Genomic DNA, 17,211 nt, shown 5'->3' on the forward strand with positions numbered 1-17,211 from the left:
CCAAGTGCATAATAAAATTCACAATAAACTTGGTGGGCAATTTATACTTAATGTAATTGAATTGTTTAGGAGAACTGCGTGGATAAGGTTTGGCTTAATCGATACCCTAAGGATGTTCCTGCAGAGATAGACTCAGCACGTTATCAAACATTGCTTGATGTCTTCGAAGAAGGCGCAGCCAAACATGCCGACAGAGTAGCATTTATTAACATGGGCCAGGTGATGACCTATCGCCGCCTCGAAGAACAATCTCGAGCCTTTGCTGCTTATCTTCAAAACGAATTAAAGCTAAAAGCGGGTGACCGCGTTGCTTTAATGATGCCCAATTTGCTGCAGTATCCCATCTGTTTGTTTGGTGCTTTACGTGCCGGCATGGTTGTGGTGAATGTAAACCCGTTGTATACCCCACGCGAGCTTAAGCATCAGCTAAATGATAGTGGTGCAAAGGCCATTGTAATTGTCTCTAACTTTGCTCACATACTAGAAGAAATTGTTGAAGAAACCGGGGTAGAGCATGTAGTGCTAACTCGCTTAGGCGATCAGCTCTCTGCCACTAAACGTACCTTAGTTAACTTTGTGGTTAAGTACGTGAAAAAAATGGTGCCTAAGTATCATTTGCCACATGCACAATCCTTACGTTATGTATTGTCGAAAGGTCAGCATTTACAATATGTTCGTCCAGAGATCCAAAGTGAAGATTTAGCCTTTTTACAATACACGGGTGGCACAACTGGTGTGGCTAAAGGCGCCATGTTGTCACATAAGAATATGGTGGCTAATTTACTGCAAGCACTAGGCATTGTTGGCCCTTGTTTGCGCGAAGGCAAAGAGGTAGTGGTAACCGCTTTGCCGCTGTATCATATCTTTGCTTTAACGGCTAACTGCATGGTGTTTTTCGCAATGGGTTGTCAGAACCTTCTCATTACCAATCCTCGCGATATTCCTACATTTACTAAAGAGTTGGCTAAAACCCCATTTACCGCCATTACAGGGGTGAATACTTTGTTTAACGCGCTGCTTAATCATGAAGATTTTGCCAAGCTCGATTTCTCACGTTTACGCCTTTCATTAGGTGGTGGCATGTCGGTGCAGCGTGCGGTTGCAGAGCGTTGGCAGGAAGTCACCGGCTCTCGATTGATCGAAGGTTACGGTTTAACCGAATGTGCGCCGTTGGTAACCGTATGTCCTTATGACTTAGAAGCTTATAACGGCAGTATTGGCCTTCCGGCGCCTTCTACCGATATCAAGCTAGTGGGCGAAGATGGAGAGGAAGTGGCTGATGGAGAATCAGGTGAGATCTTGGTTAAAGGCCCGCAAGTTATGCAGGGCTATTGGCAGCGCCCTGAAGCTACTGAAGAATCAATGCCTGGAGGCTGGTTTGCCACAGGTGATATTGCCACAGTAGATGAACAAGGTTTCTTCCACATTGTGGACCGTAAAAAAGACATGATTTTGGTATCGGGCTTTAACGTATTCCCTAATGAAGTGGAAGAAGTGGTGGCCAGTAATGCCAAAGTACTGGAAGTTGCAGCGGTAGGTGTTCCAAACGATATTAGCGGCGAAACGGTAAAAGTTTTTGTGGTTAAGAAAGATGAGTCGCTTACCGAGAAACAAGTTATCGAGCATTGCCGTGAGTTTCTTACTGCTTATAAAGTACCTAAGTTGGTGGAGTTTAGAGATGAACTTCCTAAAACAAATGTGGGTAAGATCTTACGTAGAGCCTTGCGTGAAGAGGCATAAACCGTAAAATGGTGATTATTAAGATGCTTTCCACTAGGACGCCGTAATTTTGGCAGACGTAAACTTCGATATGATAGAAACAGAGGCGCAACTTGCGCCTCTGTTGCGTTTTTTAAATGAGCAAGAGGCAATGGTACTTGCCATTGACACAGAGTTTGTTCGTACTCGTACTTACTACGCTCAGCTTGGTTTACTGCAAATCTTTGATGGCCAACAATGCTATTTGATTGATCCACTCAAAGTAGAAATGGCGCCCTTGTGGGAAGCATTGGCCAAGCACCACTGGGTACTTCACGCCTTTAGTGAAGATCTAGAAATCATTCAGCGTGTGAGCGGCAAGTTTGGTCTTAGTGTATTTGATACGCAAGTTGGGGCCGCTTTTCTAGGTCACGGTATTAGCTTGGGTTATCAGCGCTTTATTGATACAGAGTTGGATATTCAATTAGACAAAGGCGAATCACGTACCGACTGGTTAGCACGTCCGTTACGTTCTTCTCAATTAGAATATGCGGCTTTAGATGTTATCTACCTCTTACCTGCGTATTTAAAGATTCAACAACAGCTTAAAGATGAAGGGCGGTTTGATGCCGCGCTTGAAGAAAGTGCACGTTTAGCTGCGCTTAAAAAGCGGGTGTTTAATCAAGACGAAGCCTATAAAGATATTAAGAATGCTTGGAAACTAAACCCACAGCAACTTGCTGTTTTACAGGTATTAGCGCGTTGGCGCGCCCAACAAGCTGCTAGCCGAGATTTAGCCATTAACAATGTTGTTCATGGTGATAGTTTGTGGGCTTTGGCGCGTTATCAGCCAAGTACTATGGAGCAACTTCAGCGCCTTGGTTTGCCACCGCAAGAATTGCGGATACATGGGCAGCGCTTATTAAAGTTAGTTAAACAAGGGCAGCAGACTAAAACCGTAGATTTTCCCCAGGCCATTAAACGTATTGTTGATTACCCAGATTACAAGAAAACTATTCAAGAACTGAAAAAAGTAGTGGCTAAAGTTGCCGAAGAATCAGGGTTACCAGAAGATGTATTGGCGAGTAAGAAAATGCTTAATCAGTATTTGTCTTGGCTTTGGAAAGAAGACCGGCAAGCAGCGGAGTTACCTCTTTTACTTACCGGTTGGCGTCAGCCTTTATTTGCTAATCACGTTGCTCAGGAAGCGTAATATTTAGCTCAAGTACGCTTATATCTTCGCTCTTGTTGTCCAAGCTAACATTCACTTGGTCTGAGTTAATATCTACGTACTTTTTAATTACTTCTATAATGTCTTGCTTCATCGCAGGCAAGTAATCAGGCCCACTGCGTTGTCCACGTTCGTGGGCAACAATAATTTGCAGTCGTTCTTTGGCGGTTGCCGCCGTTTTAGACTGTTTTGACGTTCGAAAGTAGTCTAAAAGAGACATTGTTATCCTCCAAATATACGGCTAAATAGGCCTTTCTTTTGTTCTTCTAAAAAGCGGAAATCTACACTTTCACCAATTAAACGGCTTACCGCATCGTCGTAAGCTAAACCTGCATCGCTTTCGCTGTCTAAAATCACTGGTTCACCCGAGTTTGACGCTTTTAGCACAGCTGGAGATTCAGGAATCACTCCAAGCAAAGGAATAGCCAGAATGTCTTGCACGTCTTCAACACTTAACATGTCGCCACGATTTACCCTTTCTGGGTTGTAGCGGGTTAATAGTAGGTGTTCTTTAACCGGCTCTTTGCCTTGCTCGGCACGTTTTGATTTGCTGGCTAACATGCCCAAAATTCGGTCTGAATCTCGCACCGAAGAAACTTCTGGGTTAGTTGTTACAATCGCCTCGTCAGCGAAGTACAAGGCCATGATTGCACCGGTTTCAATACCGGCTGGCGAATCACAAACAATGTAGTCGAAACCTTGTTCGGCTAGATCGTCTAATACTTTTTGCACGCCTTCTTTGGTTAACGCGTCTTTATCGCGAGTTTGCGATGCAGGCAAAATATATAGGTTGTCGGTGCGCTTATCTTTAATCAACGATTGATTAAGATTAGACTCGCCCTTAATTACGTTAACAAAATCGTAAACGACTCGACGTTCACAACCCATAATTAAATCGAGGTTACGTAAGCCAATATCAAAATCGATGATTACTGTTTTAAAACCTTTGATGGCGAGACCAGTACCAATAGCAGCACTGGAGGTTGTTTTACCTACGCCACCTTTTCCTGAGGTTACAACGATAATCTTAGCCATTATCTTTCCTTTATAAATTCGTTAACGGGGTTAACTTAAATTACCAAATACGATTTGATGGTCTTCTATTTGAATGCATTGCGGAGAATCGGCATGCTCGCCGATTTGCTCATGCAGCATATAAACACCAGCAATTGAAATAAGTTCTGCTTGCAAGTTTTGGCAGAAAATCTTGCTGTCTTTTCTACCACTTGCACCTGCGATGGCTCGGCCTCTTAACGTGCCGTATATATGTATGTTGCCATCGGCGATTACTTCGGCTCCATTTCCTACGGAGCCAATCACTACTAAGTCGGTATTTTGCGCATAAATTTGTTGGCCAGAGCGAATTTGACCACGAACAATTTTGCTGGGAACTACCGAAGGAGCAGCGGGAGGAGTGGGGGCTTTTTCTTCTGTTGGTTTGCTTGGTTTAGCGGTTGCTTGTTGCGAGCCACTGGTCATCACTGCCAAGCCGGCAGCACGAGCTGCTGTTTTTTGCTCAGCGGTTTTACAGCCAGTTACACCCACTAATACAAAGTCTTGAGCTTCAACTACTTCTTTAAGTTGGTCGAAGTCAAACGCATCATCCACTTCACTAATATTTACTACGATAGGTGCACAATTGAAGAATTGCGGGGCTTGTGCCACCTTCTCCATAAGTTTGTTATTTAATGACGTTAAATCATTTTTTCCTAAGTAAACGACTGAAAGGGTAAAGTTTGTCCCTTTAAACTCTATTTCCTGTCCGGACATGAACAGCGGATTCCTTTTTACATTTGTATACGAGCGATGACGCTACACCATATATTCTGATATAGTCTGCGTTTTAGCATAACCTGATCAGTGCCTAGGATACTAACATTTTCATGTTCTGTGCAGTCTATAAAAGTCTCAAAAAACAGCAAACTTATCTCTATATTGAGAAGAAAGACGATTTTTCGAAAGTTCCGGCCTCGTTAATTGAATTAATGGGCGCTAAGGAGCTAGTTATGTTGGTGCCTAAACGACCAACAAAAGATTTTGCTAGTGTGAAAATCGACGCTATAGAAGCCGCGTTTAAAGAACAAGGCTACTATTTACAACTACCACCACCTCCAGAGAATTATCTTAAACAGCATTTGGCCGCCCAGGCTAAAGCTAAAAATAAACAATAAGGGGACGTTAGTGAAAAAAATTATCAGTGCGGTGCTCTTCTCGGCTGCCTTCTCGTTACACGCTGAACCGGGCTTTGATAACTACGTTGAACAACTTAAATTAGAAGCGGCAGAGCAGGGGATATCTCAGCAAACCATTGATGCAGCTTTCGCTAATACTAAATTTTACCAACGTGCGGTAAAGGCAGATAAGCAACAACCAGAGTTTAAACTTACCTTAGACACTTACTTGCCGAGAGCCGTTCCCGATTGGAAGGTGCAACAAGCGCGGGCTTTATACAAAAAGCATTACCCTTTGCTAAAAGAGATAGAAAAAAAGTATAAGGTGCAGCCTCGATTTATCATTGCCTTATGGGGCGTAGAATCTAATTTTGGTAAGTTTACTGGTAACTACAATGTAGTGTCTGCGCTTTCAACCATGTCTTTTGAAGGGCGTCGCGAAGCGTTTTTCAAAAAAGAACTAATGAATGCGCTTCGTATTTTAGATGCTGGTCATATTGAGCCGAACAAAATGAAAGGCTCTTGGGCTGGCGCAATGGGCCAAGTGCAGTTTATGCCAAGCTCGTTTCTCGCTTACGCGCAAGATTTTGACGGCGATGGTAATAGTGATATTTGGAACAATACCGCTGACGCCTTAGCCTCTGCTGCAAATTATTTGGCGCAAAGCGGCTGGAGTGATGATCTAACCTGGGGGCGCCAAGTTCAGCTTCCTAAAGATTATGATGCAAGCAATTCGGGATTAAACATCACTAAAACTTTAGCCGAATGGCAAGCTCTAGGCGTTCGCCGTTACGACGGCAGCGATTTACCTACACGTGATATTAGCGCTTCTATTGTTCAACCTGATGATGCGCAAGGTCGTGCCTACCTCGCTTATGATAACTATCGGGTGCTAATGAAGTGGAATCGCTCACACTATTTCGTGGCAGCGGTTGGCACTTTGGCTGACCGTATTTCTTACCCACCGGTGTTTTGATATGTATCAGCATGTTGATAACGAAGGCAATGCAATACCACTAAGGCCTAGTAAAGCCGTATGTGTTGGGCAAAACTATGTTGCACATATGCAAGAGATGGGCGGCGCTCCGGTAAAACAAGCAGTGTTGTTTAACAAGCCGCCTAGTGCCTTTGTAAGTTTTGATAATGGTGTTGCTATTCCCAAAGGTTTGGGAGCCGTGCACTATGAATTAGAGCTAGCCTTATTAATTAGCAAGCCGCTAAAAAATGCCTCTAAAGCTGAGCTAAATGATGCAGTTTGGGGTTACGCTGCGGCCTTAGATTTAACCCTTCGAGATATTCAGCTAGAGCTAAAGCAACGTGGTCACCCTTGGGAGCGAGCCAAAGCTTTTGATCAAAGCTGTGTGCTTAGCGCCTTTAAACCAATTACTTGCTTAAGTGAATTAGCCGACGTTAGCTTGCAGCTAAAACAAAATGGTGCAGTAAAACAGCAGGGCAGTAGTCAACAAATGATCCGCACCATTGAGATGTTGTTAATTGAAGCCTCTCAGTGCTTTAGTCTACAAGCGGGGGATGTGCTACTTACTGGCACTCCTGCTGGTGTTGGGCCTTTAGAAGCTGGAGATAAACTAGCATTAACCGTTGCCGATATAGAGCTAGAAACAGAGGTTGTAATAAGTGAGTGAAGTAAGATTTTGGGAAACCAAAACCTTGGCGCAGATGAATGCCCAAGAATGGGAGTCATTGTGTGACGGCTGCGGAAAATGTTGTTTGTCGAAGTTGATAGACGAAGACACCGATGAGCTTTATTACACCAACATCGCATGTGTATTGCTTAATAGTAAAAGCTGTCGATGCAGTGATTATGAAAACCGTTTTGCTAAAGTGCCCGACTGCGTAAAAATAAGCTTAGATGATATTGATGCCTTTCATTGGCTGCCGCCAAGTTGCGCTTATAAGCGTTTGATTGAAGGTAAACCTTTGCCACAATGGCATCCGCTGCTTAATAAAGGCAAAGCCTCTGAAATGCATAAACGAGGGGCATCGGTACGCGGTAAGATTGTTTGCGAAACACAATTAACCGGCCCTTCTCAAGATTATATTGTGCGTTGGCCTTTAGATGAATGTGAGTAGTTCTGGTTATTGGCACAAATAAAAAGCCCGCTTTAAGCGGGCTTTTTAATGTGAGTTATTTTTTGCGCCATTGTAGGCCAAAGAATATTACACCAGCAGCTAAGAACACCGCAAATATCAAGATTAGCCACTGTGGCATAGACCAACCTAAGAACATCCATGAAATCTTGTCACAGAAGCCTGTTGGGTTAAATAACCAAGGTACCCACTTATCTAATGGCGCCCATTCCGGAAAGTTAGCGAAGAAGTCACATGTCGCGAATGGGTTAGGATTCATTTGATAATCGGTGTGAGTAATAGCCAGCTGTAAGCCCCAAGCTGCGCTTACTATCCACATTCCAAATGCTGTTAAGCGAATAATAAGGTTTTGTGGGGCTATCCATCCAATGAGACCAGCGAGCATTAAGCCAAACATGGCTACACGCTCATAAATACACATAACACAAGGGTCAAGCTTCATTACGTGTTGGAAGAATAAGGCACACAATTCTAGTGATAAGCTACCAATAAAAAGCAGAAACCAAGGTTTACGTTGGTACGGCATGCTGCTTAAAAAGTTGAGCATAATCAGAAACTCCGATAAAAAAAGGCGATGCAAGCATCGCCGTTTTTATTTTTAATGTCCAGCAGAAACCGCCGATGCCGCTCCTGCAACGTGATGGCTGATCCAACCCATATCGTAGAAGTATTGAGTCGCAGGAATAAGCGCGTATTCCACACACAACAAACCAACACCAGCAAGTACAAAGGTGTAAGGCAGCGCCATCCAAACCATGCGGCCGTAAGATAAGCGTAATAATGGAGCTAACGACGACGTAAGTAAGAATAAGAAGGCCGCTTGACCGTTTGGCGTGGCAACCGACGGTAGGTTAGTACCAGTGTTAATCGCAACCGCTAACATGTCGAATTGATCTCGGGTGATTTGTCCTTCCAACCAAGCTGTTTTCACTTCGTTGATGTAAACCGTGCCCACAAATACATTGTCACTGACCATCGACAGCAAGCCGTTTGCAATATAGAAAGCAACTAGTTGGCCTTCGTTTTCAATCGACAACACCCAGTGAATCACTGGTTTAAATAGTTCTAAGTCAATAATTACCGCAACAATAGAGAAAAACACCGCTAACAAGGCAGTAAATGGCAGGGCCTCTTCAAAGGCTTTACCTAGCTGATGCTCTTCGGTAATGCCGGTAAATGAAGTAGCAAGAATAATCACCGATAAACCAATTAAGCCAACAGCGGCTAAGTGCAGTGCAAGACCAATGATTAACCATACAGCAATAACTGCTTGAACAATTAGCTTAGCGCGGTCACGGTTAGTGCGTTTTTGATCTTCGTGTTTATCGTAGTCGGTAAGAATTTGGCGAACATTTACTGGTAGCTGGCTACCGTAGCCAAACTTGCCAATTTTTTCTAACGCAAAACAGGTAATCAAACCACATACTAAAACAGGCAGAGATACCGGTGCCATTCTCAGGAAGAACTCGAAGAACTGCCAGCTAGACTGGTCAGCAATGATCAGGTTTTGCGGTTCACCTACCATGGTACATACACCACCTAATGCGGTACCTACACCCGCATGCATCATTAAGCTACGTAAGAATGCGCGAAAGCCTTCTAAGTCATCACTGCTTAAGTCATCGCCAGTGTGGTCATGTTTTTGGTGAAAATCTTTGCCAGATGCCACTTTGTGATAAATGCTGTAGAAGCCAATAGCTACGCTAATGACTACAGCAATTACGGTTAAGGCATCTAAGAAAGCTGATAAAAAGGCGCCGGCTGCACAAAAGGCTAAAGACAAAATGGCTTTGTCTTTAATTTTGATAAGCATCTTGGTGAAAACAAACAACAGCAGTTGTTTCATGAAGAAAATACCGGCCACCATGAAAATCAATAGCAGCACTACTTCGAAGTTGGCGACTAATTCATGTTTAACGGTTTCAGAGGATGTCATGCCTATTGCTACTGCTTCAATGGCTAGCAAGCCGCCCGGCTGAAGCGGGTAACATTTTAACGCCATCGCAAGAGTAAAAATAAATTCGATAACTAGTAACCAGCCTGCAGCAAACGGGTTGATATAGAAAACGATGGGGTTAATGATTAGAAATAAAACAATGGCTTTTTTATACCACAAAGGTGCATTGCCAAGAAAATTCTTAGCAAAAGCACTAGAAAGACTAGTATTCATCCTGAAATCTCATTGTTGTTCAAATGGCAGGTCGAGTTTCCCCTACGAAAACTCGTGCGCGATTGTATGTGATCTCACGCGGCTTTGGTAGTTGAACAACCGAAAATATCAAATTTATTCAAGTGTCGATAAAAATAGTCAAGAGATTTTCAAATTTGGAGGTTTGAGCTCAAACCACTTGCTTTAGCTTTAGTTAATGGTTTGTTATTATCGATACAATAAAAACGAAAATAGACTGAGTAAATAATGGTAATTAAAGCAAAAAGTCCAGCGGGATTCGCAGAACAATACATCATTGAATCTATCTGGAATAACCGTTTTGCTCCTGGCACAATTTTACCCGCCGAAAGAGAATTATCTGAGTTAATAGGTGTAACCCGCACCACTTTGCGTGAAGTGCTTCAGCGCTTAGCGCGAGATGGATGGTTAACTATTCAGCACGGCAAACCCACTAAGGTGAACAACTTTTGGGAAACCGCAGGGCTGAATATTTTGGAAACTTTAGCCCGATTAGATACCGATGGTGTGCCTGAGTTGTTTGAGCAACTGTTATCAGCAAGAACCAACATTAGTGTGATTTTTATTCGTGGTGCCCTAAAAAACAATCCCGAGAAAAGTCGCCAACTTATAGAGCAATACAAACAACTTGAACAAACTGGCGAAGCTTACGCTGAGTTTGATTACCAAGTGTTACACGGTTTATCTTTTGCGTCGGGCAATCCTTTATACGCGCTTATCTTAAATGGTTTTAGAGGCATGTATCAAAGCGTTGGTAAATACTACTTTGACGACCCTCAAGCACGCACCTTAGTTGATAATTTCTATCAAGAGCTCATCACGTTGGCCGATAGCGGCGAACACGATAAAGCGCTGCAGGTAGTGCGTAGTTACGGTATTGCTACTAGTGAAGTGTGGAAGCGCCTGCGTGAAACCATGCCAAGTGATATTATGGAAGCAGACTAAGTTTTTGCAGCTAATAGTAAAAAGCTCCGCATTGCGGAGCTTTTTGGTTTTAAGCTACCTTGGCTTCTAGGTAGTTAATGATGTCGTTAGACTCGTATAACCATTCTACTTTGTCGCCATTTTCAATGCGTAGACAAGGCACTTTTCTTGAACCGCCTTGGGCCACCAACTCTTCAAGATATTCTGGCTGCGCCTTAATATCGCGTAAGCCAATACTTAAACCATTACGTTTCATCGAGCGACGTACTTTTACGCAAAATGGGCAAGCCGGCAACTGATAAAGGTGTAAACCTTGGGTTTTTTGATCAATGACAGCCTGCTCCTCAGCACTTCTTTTTACGCCCTTAGGAGAAAATACTGCGTTAAGTAACAATATAATGCGGCCTAAAATCCAACGAACTAGTTTCATTATTACAACCTTGCTAACAATTTGCGGCTGAGTTTAACACAATCTGTGCTCAGCAAAAGCCTTACTAAAACACCAATGTAGTAATGCCCAGCACCAAAAACAAAATAGCAGTAACACGGTGAATTAGAGTCATAGGCAATTTCTCTACGCCAAGCTTACCCAGCAGCACTACTGGCACGTTGGCTAAGCACATTCCTATAGTAGTGCCGGTAATTACCATAAACATCGAGTCATACTTGGCTGCTAAAATCACAGTCGCAACCTGGGTTTTGTCGCCAATCTCGGCAATAAAAAACAAGATGAGCGAGGCCAAAAAGGGGCCGTATTTGAGTAGTTTGTTATCGTCTTCATCTATTTTATCTGGCACTAATACCCAAAGCGCCATGGCAATAAATGATAAGCCAACTAGCCAACGTAAAATCTCAGGGTTTAGCCATTGCTGCACTAACGAGCCAAACCAAGCTGCGGCTGCATGGTTAAGTAGAGTTGCGATAATAATACCGGCAATAATTGGCAGAGGTTTTTTGAATTTGCAGGCGAGCAGAAGAGCAAGCAGTTGAGTTTTATCGCCTATCTCGGCAATGGCTACGGCAGTAATTGAAGTGAATAAAGCTTCCATTGGATTTCTTGTATGAGGCGAGCAGATAAACCAATGCACACAACGCAGCTCACCTCTTTATGGCGTTAATGTGCATTTGGTCTTGCTAGGCCAATAAAGGCTGCATTTACCATAGTGATGAGCACTAAGTATGTTGATAAATGCCCCATACCTTATTGATACGGGCAGCTACTCCCCAAAAGCGCGCTGAATATACCCAAAAGCCCCACTAAAGGCAATGGTTTAGCCGCCGATGCGTTTAGTTTTGTAGTCTTTCTGCTTAAGCCAAACCTCTAGCTTGTCGCGTTGGTCACCTTGGATCTCGATAACGTAATCTTTTACGCTGCCACCTATGCCGCAATGTTTTTTCATGTCTTTACATAAGGTTTTTAATTCTGCTTCGGCTAAACCAAAGCCAGTTAAGCAGGTAACCCCTTTGCCTTTTCTGCCTTTAGTTTCTCTACGCAGCTTAATAGTACCGTCTGTTTCTGGCACTTGTTCAGCTTGCTGCTCTGGTTCAATGCGGCCTTGGTCTGTTGAGTAAACCAGTTGCGAAAGTTGGTCTTTGAATGACATCTTCAATCTACCTTATACGTAAGTTGTGCTGATGGTAGCGTATTTATTCAGACGGTTTCAAAAAATAGCGATAAATATTTCTCACAAAAATACAAAGCTATCTATGAGCGTTTGATTTAGATCAACACGGAACAGTGATGTGTGTCGCACAATGAAATCAAATGAAAATCATTATTATTTAGACTTAGGTATGGAGGTTCCATGTCATTGGATGAAATAGCCACTGGTCAAAAGGCGCAAATATTGAGCTTAAATGGCTTACCGCGCGCAATGCGCAAAAAGCTTATGTCGTTGGGTATTTTACCCAATACGACCTTAACCATTGTAAGGCGCGCTCCACTTGGGGATCCTATCCAAGTATCTGCACCTGGAATCAACCTTGCGCTAAGTAATGGCCAAGCAAAAGCGATTGAGGTGGATAGTCTATGAACAAACATATGATAGCCACCGTAGGTAATCCTAATAGCGGTAAAAGTACCTTGTTTAACGCTTTAACCGGCAGTAAACAAAAAGTAGGTAACTTTAGCGGGATAACTGTAGACAAAAAGTCTGGCTGGATCCGCCAAGCCGACTGGCAAGCAGAAGTTGTAGACTTACCCGGTGTGTACAACATTGACCCGCAGCTTGATAAAAGCTCATTAGATGAACGAATTGCTTGTGAGTTTTTGCAGTCTGAGCCACTAGACCTAGTAATTAATGTGATTGATGCCAGCGCTGTGGAGCGTAGCCTATATTTAAGCATTCAGCTTAAGGAGCTTGGCTTACCAGTGGTGTTGGTGCTAAATAAAATGGACACAGCTAAAGCTAAGCTACTTAATATTAAGGTGAAGCAGTTTAGCGAACAGTTTAATTTGCCTGTGGTGTGCTTGTCAGCCACCTCTAGAAAGCAAGTGAATGACTTTAAGCGCAACTTGCCAAAATTAATGGAGCAAGCCCAGCAAGCTCCCGCTTTAAGCTTGGAATACCCATCGGAAATTGAAGCCTTTACCACCGAGTGGCAGCAAAAGCTTGACTTAAATAAAGGGCAAGTTCTGCGCTTAATTGAGCATGATCCATGGTTAACCGAGCAACTAGACCCTGATTTACAGCTAGATGTGGGCCAAGCGCTAGGCCAATTTACAACGACTGACGTTGATTTAGAGCTCGCTGACAGCCGTTATAGCTTTATCTACCAACTTACCCAAAGCTGTATCAGTAAGAAAGGCCAGCTAAGCCGCGATTATTCCGAGCTATTAGATAAAGTATTGCTTAACCGTTGGGTAGGTATTCCGGCCTTTTTAGGTGTTATGTACTTAATGTTCATGTTTGCCATTAACGGTGGCGCGGTGTTTATCGATTTTTTCGATATTACAGCGGGTACTATTTTTGTTGATGGCGTGAGCGAACTGTTAGGCAGTGTTGGTGCGCCAGAATGGGCGAGCATTGTATTGGCGAGCGGAGTAGGGGTAGGCATACAAACCGTAGCAACCTTTATTCCTGTAATTGCTTGTTTGTATCTGTTTTTAGCCTTGTTAGAAAGCTCAGGTTACTTAGCGCGTGCAGCCTTCGTTGTAGACCGCGCTATGCAAGTTATCGGCTTACCTGGTAAAGCATTTGTGCCAATGCTAATGGGCTTTGGTTGTACCGTGCCGGCCATTATGGCTACTCGAGTACTAGAAAAACACCGTGAACGGGTGCTTACCTCAGCAATGAGTCCGTTTATGTCTTGTGGTGCACGCTTACCAGTATATGCCTTGTTTGTTGCAGCGTTTTTCCCCGAGCAAGGGCAGAACATGGTGTTTGCTCTTTATATTGTGGGCATTATCGCCGCGATTATTACCGGTTTGCTGCTTAAGTACACTCTGCTACCTGGCACCGCTCAAGACTCGGTATTAGAGCTGCCAGACTATCAGTTCCCAACAGTGTTTGGGGTACTATTGCTTACTTGGCAAAAAGTGCGAGGCTTTATCGTTGGCGCCGGTAAAACCATTGTTTTAGTGGTAGCGATATTAAGTGTTCTTAATCACGTTGGCACCGGCGGTGAGTTGGATGCTGAAGGTCAAGAGCACTCGATATTAGCCCGCGCTAGCCAGTTTGTTACGCCGGTATTTGGCCCCATGGGCATCGAGCAAGATAACTGGCCAGCCACTGTAGGAATTGTAACCGGCCTGTTTGCTAAAGAAGCTGTAATTGGCACTTTAAACAGTCTATATGCAGATCCTGAAGAAGAGGCTGAAGCATGGACTTACTTAGGCCGTTTCCAAGAAGCCGGTCAAAGCATTGTCGATAACTTTAACGACCTTAATTATGGCGACCCACTGGGCATTGCTATTGAAGAAGCTGAAGATGTAGCTAGCGCTGCAGAAATCAATGAAGTAGATCTAGGCACTATGTCACAGTTGTCTCAACACTTTAGCCAAGCTTCAGCTGTATCGTTTATGTTGTTCATTTTGTTGTACATGCCTTGTGCAGCGGCGATGGGCGCTTTGGTCAAAGAGCTTGGACTAAAATGGGCAAGATTAATTGGCGTATGGTCGACCTTGTTAGCTTACTGCACCGCTACTATTTATTACCAAGCGGCAACATGGCAACAAACACCCATTTCAGGCAGTGTATTGTTATTGGCAATGGTTATTGTACTAAGTGTTTGGGTACTGTTTTTAAAGCGTCAAAAGGCTGAGCACTATGATACTACAAGCGCTTAAAAGCTATATTGAAGAGAACCCCGGTGTGTTGTTAAACCAAGTCGCTAAGCATTTTTCGCTTAGCGATGACGCCGCGCTAGCTATGCTACAGCCGTGGGTTAAGCGCCATAAGTTGCGAGTTGTTAAACTCGGCTCATGTAATAAAGGCTGTGGTTGTAGCGCTAGTGAAGAGCAGTGGCAGCTTTACTGGCAAAATGACAATAGCATTGGCGTAACCTGTTAAATCTATACCCAAACTTAGACCAAAAAAGGACAGCAGTAAGTTGTCCTTTTCTTTGTTCTATATATCTTAAATGTATTTAGTTTCCTAGGGCTTCAAGATGGCACCCATCTATTGTTATCATATTCATAAGCCCAGAAATCAGCTTCAAAAGACTGAACTTCAACTAATACTTCGATCCGAAGGGTAGTCCGTTCAGGTATGAATTTTGTTGCAGCCTTTTTAGCATCTTCAAACGTTGAATAGTAGAAGATGTTTTTGTCGGCATAGAGCCTGTAATTATTTATCGTCATGTTTGTAACTCTAGCCTGTGGCTTTTATCGTTAAATCTTGCCAGCCTAGCTTTAAACTATATTGCGGCTCCGATGGTAAAGGTTGAATAGTAAATACTAGTAATGGTTACCACCACTACTACGATACATAGAAGTATATTGAAAATGGTAACTCGCTTAAATACCTTCCAACTAGGCGAACGAAAGAGAAGGCTTAAGCAATAGCTACTGTAAGTCACCTTTGCGAGATAATAGAATATAGGGTAATACATATAGTTTTTGTAGATATACTCTGTAAAACTAGGAAGCTCAACACCAAAGTTTCTATGTATTTTTGCAAATTCCGGAGTGATTAACATCAGCCCCGTGTATATCACATAGAAAACCGCAACAAGAACAATTCCCAGCAATAACTGGATGACTATTGTTTTTATATTTCTAGATTTCTCAAAATCATCAACCGGAGCTGATTCACTCATCTATGTTCCTTTAAGTTGCAGGTCTACAGGTAAAAGCTTACTTTAAAACTGGTTAGAGCTAAGCAGTTTGAGTTGAGGAGCTGTAATCTACCCACTGTTGTTAGTGCGTTGATAAGCTTCGACAAACTGCTTCACTGGCATTGGTTTGCCAAACATCCAGCCTTGACCATATTCAACACCTAAATCTTCTAACACTTTGCTCTGCATAATATTTTCTATGCCTTCGGCAATTACTTTTAAGTCAGACTTATGAGCAATATCTACCATGTGTGGCACTAGCGAAGAGCGGATAGAGCCAGCTTCTAAATCAAATACAAAGCTTTTGTCTATTTTTAAGTATTGGCAGCGAAAGTTTTTTAGTTGAGCAAGGTTAGAGTAGCCGGTACCAAAGTCGTCAATGGCAACTTCAAAACCTTGTTTAATGACTTGGTTTATATTTTGGTTTGCTACCAGGCTGTCTAGTTGCAAGTCTTCGGTTATCTCTAAGGTTATGTTGCCCGCGAAGTCTTTTACCTCTTGTAAGTTTTTTAACTCGTTGATGTTGTTGTTTTCAACGTCATTAGGGAAAATATTAAAGCTAATTTTGCAATCACTTTGTATTACACCGCTGGCTTGCAAGTCCTTTAGCGCATTTTTCATCACCAATAAAGTAAACGGCCACGTGAGTTTTAAGGCGCGGATCTCACCAATAAATTGGTCTGGATAAAGCGCGCCAAGCGGATCCTTAAAGCGCGCCAATACCTCACCGCCAATCACTCGTTTGGTTTTTAAGTCCACCAAAGGTTGAATTTGGTAATAAAAATGCTTTTTACGTAAACCTCGACGAAGTCGAGCGTTGGTGCTGCTGTGACGCTTGAATAATGTTTCGGAGCAGATGCTTGCTAAAATCCCAAAGGCAAGGCTGAACATTAACGAGAAGAATAAAAACCAAGTTTTGTTTTTAATAAGCGTGTAATTGTAAAGGCTTAGGGCGATACAAAAATCATAGTTTTCACTACAGCTGTGAAAATAGTGATAGTTGTCGGTGACTTCCTCATAAACCAAGGTGTCGGTGTCTTTATATATACCTTGGGTGCCGGTGAGGTGAATGGCATTTTCTCTCCTGTTCGATACTAACTCCCATTGATTATCACCATATTCGAGCGGCGCAAAGGTGCTGTTATCGATCACAACATTAAAGTCGCCCCTGCGAATCACTACTCCAGAGTGCAGATAATCAAATATGATGAGCTGTGTATTAAGCCAAATATCAAAGCCTAGTGAGGTAGAAAAAGACGGAGGATCTAAAGCTACTGGCTCTTCGAGCAAGCCGCCAACACTAGTACAAAGAAGGTGATCGTCTTCTAGTAAACCGACATCGCGAATATAACTACTTAAGTATACTGTTTGGCGCATCTTAGTGAGGGAAGCTTCGCTACAATCATTTATATCTAGTTTTTCAAGGTCGTCTAAAGCTTGAAGGGAATCATAAATAACTGTTTGAGTCAGAGAAATAGTATTGTGGGCGTAGCGGCGTTGGCTTTCACTAATATCTGCTGAAAGCAGCATTAAGGCAATGTAAACCATCAGAGCGCAGGTGAAAAATCCGCTGCTGATTACAACGGTTCGAGGTGAGAATATCCGCATTAACC

The 17,211-nt window shown here is 43.0% G+C and carries 20 protein-coding genes and 1 riboswitch; of the genes, 10 read left to right on the top strand and 10 right to left on the bottom strand.

Features of this window, described 5'->3' with window-relative positions; translation table 11 throughout:
- The first annotated feature begins 78 nt into the window (after positions 1-78).
- Both fadD and rnd read left to right on the top strand, forming a co-directional pair.
- Entirely contained in the window at positions 79-1,740 is a 1,662-nt protein-coding gene (fadD, locus tag LQZ07_RS11700) for a long-chain-fatty-acid--CoA ligase FadD (protein ID WP_249483652.1), read from the top strand.
- Between the two features lie 49 nt (positions 1,741-1,789).
- Complete coding sequence (gene rnd / locus LQZ07_RS11705; RefSeq protein ID WP_152782495.1) at positions 1,790-2,911, top strand: ribonuclease D; 1,122 nt, start codon at positions 1,790-1,792, stop codon at positions 2,909-2,911.
- Here rnd and minE read toward each other — a convergent pair.
- From minE to minC, 3 genes are read right to left on the bottom strand one after another with little or no spacing between them, the layout of a single operon-like run.
- Positions 2,886-3,149: a cell division topological specificity factor MinE gene (minE, locus tag LQZ07_RS11710; RefSeq protein WP_016401092.1), complete on the bottom strand. Its 264-nt coding sequence runs from the start codon at positions 3,147-3,149 to the stop codon at positions 2,886-2,888. The two genes, rnd and minE, sit on opposite strands and share 26 nt — an antisense overlap.
- A gap of 2 nt (positions 3,150-3,151) precedes the next feature.
- Positions 3,152-3,964 (bottom strand): septum site-determining protein MinD, encoded by an 813-nt coding sequence (gene minD, locus LQZ07_RS11715; RefSeq protein ID WP_152782497.1) that lies wholly within the window; start codon positions 3,962-3,964, stop codon positions 3,152-3,154.
- Between the two features lie 30 nt (positions 3,965-3,994).
- Entirely contained in the window at positions 3,995-4,699 is a 705-nt protein-coding gene (gene minC, locus LQZ07_RS11720) for a septum site-determining protein MinC (RefSeq protein WP_152782499.1), read from the bottom strand.
- A gap of 113 nt (positions 4,700-4,812) precedes the next feature.
- Between minC and LQZ07_RS11725 the strand changes: the two genes are divergently transcribed.
- Genes LQZ07_RS11725 through LQZ07_RS11740 form a run of 4 tightly spaced genes read left to right on the top strand, consistent with a single transcriptional unit; the run spans position 4,813 to position 7,191 of the window.
- Complete coding sequence (locus tag LQZ07_RS11725; RefSeq protein ID WP_040307002.1) at positions 4,813-5,100, top strand: YcgL domain-containing protein; 288 nt, start codon at positions 4,813-4,815, stop codon at positions 5,098-5,100.
- A 10-nt stretch (positions 5,101-5,110) separates the two neighbouring features.
- Positions 5,111-6,076, top strand: coding sequence for a lytic transglycosylase domain-containing protein (locus LQZ07_RS11730; RefSeq protein WP_249483654.1), 966 nt, complete (start codon positions 5,111-5,113; stop codon positions 6,074-6,076).
- Position 6,077: 1 nt separating this feature from the next.
- Entirely contained in the window at positions 6,078-6,743 is a 666-nt protein-coding gene (locus LQZ07_RS11735; protein ID WP_152782501.1) for a fumarylacetoacetate hydrolase family protein, read from the top strand.
- Entirely contained in the window at positions 6,736-7,191 is a 456-nt protein-coding gene (locus LQZ07_RS11740) for a YcgN family cysteine cluster protein (RefSeq protein ID WP_016401086.1), read from the top strand. Before LQZ07_RS11735 ends, LQZ07_RS11740 begins: the two co-directional genes overlap by 8 nt.
- A 55-nt stretch (positions 7,192-7,246) precedes the next feature.
- Here the strand turns inward: LQZ07_RS11740 and dsbB are convergent, their stop codons facing one another.
- Together dsbB and nhaB are read right to left on the bottom strand one after the other, a co-directional pair.
- The gene (gene dsbB, locus LQZ07_RS11745; protein WP_152782503.1) at positions 7,247-7,756 is read right to left on the bottom strand and encodes a disulfide bond formation protein DsbB; all 510 of its coding nucleotides are present in this window, start codon (positions 7,754-7,756) and stop codon (positions 7,247-7,249) included.
- 51 nt (positions 7,757-7,807) lie between these two features.
- Positions 7,808-9,379 (bottom strand): Na(+)/H(+) antiporter NhaB, encoded by a 1,572-nt coding sequence (gene nhaB / locus LQZ07_RS11750; RefSeq protein ID WP_016401084.1) that lies wholly within the window; start codon positions 9,377-9,379, stop codon positions 7,808-7,810.
- A gap of 246 nt (positions 9,380-9,625) precedes the next feature.
- Between nhaB and fadR the strand changes: the two genes are divergently transcribed.
- Positions 9,626-10,342 (top strand): fatty acid metabolism transcriptional regulator FadR, encoded by a 717-nt coding sequence (fadR, locus tag LQZ07_RS11755; RefSeq protein ID WP_016401083.1) that lies wholly within the window; start codon positions 9,626-9,628, stop codon positions 10,340-10,342.
- A 49-nt stretch (positions 10,343-10,391) separates the two neighbouring features.
- Here fadR and LQZ07_RS11760 read toward each other — a convergent pair whose 3' ends face one another.
- The 3 genes from LQZ07_RS11760 to LQZ07_RS11770 all read right to left on the bottom strand — a co-directional run bounded on the left by LQZ07_RS11760 (position 10,392) and on the right by LQZ07_RS11770 (position 11,925).
- On the bottom strand, positions 10,392-10,751 hold the full coding sequence (locus LQZ07_RS11760) for a glutaredoxin (RefSeq protein WP_152782505.1): 360 nt from the start codon (positions 10,749-10,751) through the stop codon (positions 10,392-10,394).
- Positions 10,752-10,815: 64 nt separating this feature from the next.
- Positions 10,816-11,370, bottom strand: coding sequence for a TMEM165/GDT1 family protein (locus tag LQZ07_RS11765; RefSeq protein ID WP_152782507.1), 555 nt, complete (start codon positions 11,368-11,370; stop codon positions 10,816-10,818).
- Positions 11,371-11,383: 13 nt separating this feature from the next.
- Positions 11,384-11,559: riboswitch (yybP-ykoY riboswitch) on the bottom strand.
- A 33-nt stretch (positions 11,560-11,592) separates the two neighbouring features.
- Positions 11,593-11,925, bottom strand: a complete 333-nt coding sequence (locus tag LQZ07_RS11770) for a translation initiation factor (protein WP_152782509.1) — start codon at positions 11,923-11,925, stop codon at positions 11,593-11,595.
- Between the two features lie 201 nt (positions 11,926-12,126).
- On the opposite strand from LQZ07_RS11770, the gene LQZ07_RS11775 reads away from it, so the two are divergent.
- Genes LQZ07_RS11775 through LQZ07_RS11785 form a run of 3 tightly spaced genes read left to right on the top strand, consistent with a single transcriptional unit; the run spans position 12,127 to position 14,832 of the window.
- Entirely contained in the window at positions 12,127-12,354 is a 228-nt protein-coding gene (locus tag LQZ07_RS11775; RefSeq protein WP_152782511.1) for a FeoA family protein, read from the top strand.
- A complete protein-coding gene (gene feoB, locus LQZ07_RS11780; protein ID WP_152782513.1) occupies positions 12,351-14,609 on the top strand; it encodes a Fe(2+) transporter permease subunit FeoB in 2,259 nt (752 codons plus the stop codon). Before LQZ07_RS11775 ends, feoB begins: the two co-directional genes overlap by 4 nt.
- On the top strand, positions 14,590-14,832 hold the full coding sequence (locus LQZ07_RS11785; protein WP_016401077.1) for a FeoC-like transcriptional regulator: 243 nt from the start codon (positions 14,590-14,592) through the stop codon (positions 14,830-14,832). The genes feoB and LQZ07_RS11785 overlap by 20 nt, the downstream gene beginning before the upstream one ends.
- A 346-nt stretch (positions 14,833-15,178) precedes the next feature.
- On the opposite strand, the gene LQZ07_RS11790 is transcribed toward LQZ07_RS11785, so the two are convergent.
- A complete protein-coding gene (locus tag LQZ07_RS11790) occupies positions 15,179-15,580 on the bottom strand; it encodes a hypothetical protein (RefSeq protein ID WP_152782515.1) in 402 nt (133 codons plus the stop codon).
- Positions 15,581-15,667: 87 nt separating this feature from the next.
- Positions 15,668-17,206 (bottom strand): EAL domain-containing protein, encoded by a 1,539-nt coding sequence (locus LQZ07_RS11795; RefSeq protein WP_194164131.1) that lies wholly within the window; start codon positions 17,204-17,206, stop codon positions 15,668-15,670.
- Between the last annotated feature and the right edge of the window lie 5 nt (positions 17,207-17,211).

The sequence above is a fragment of the Agarivorans sp. B2Z047 genome, from assembly GCF_023373605.1.
GTDB lineage: Bacteria > Pseudomonadota > Gammaproteobacteria > Enterobacterales > Celerinatantimonadaceae > Agarivorans > Agarivorans albus.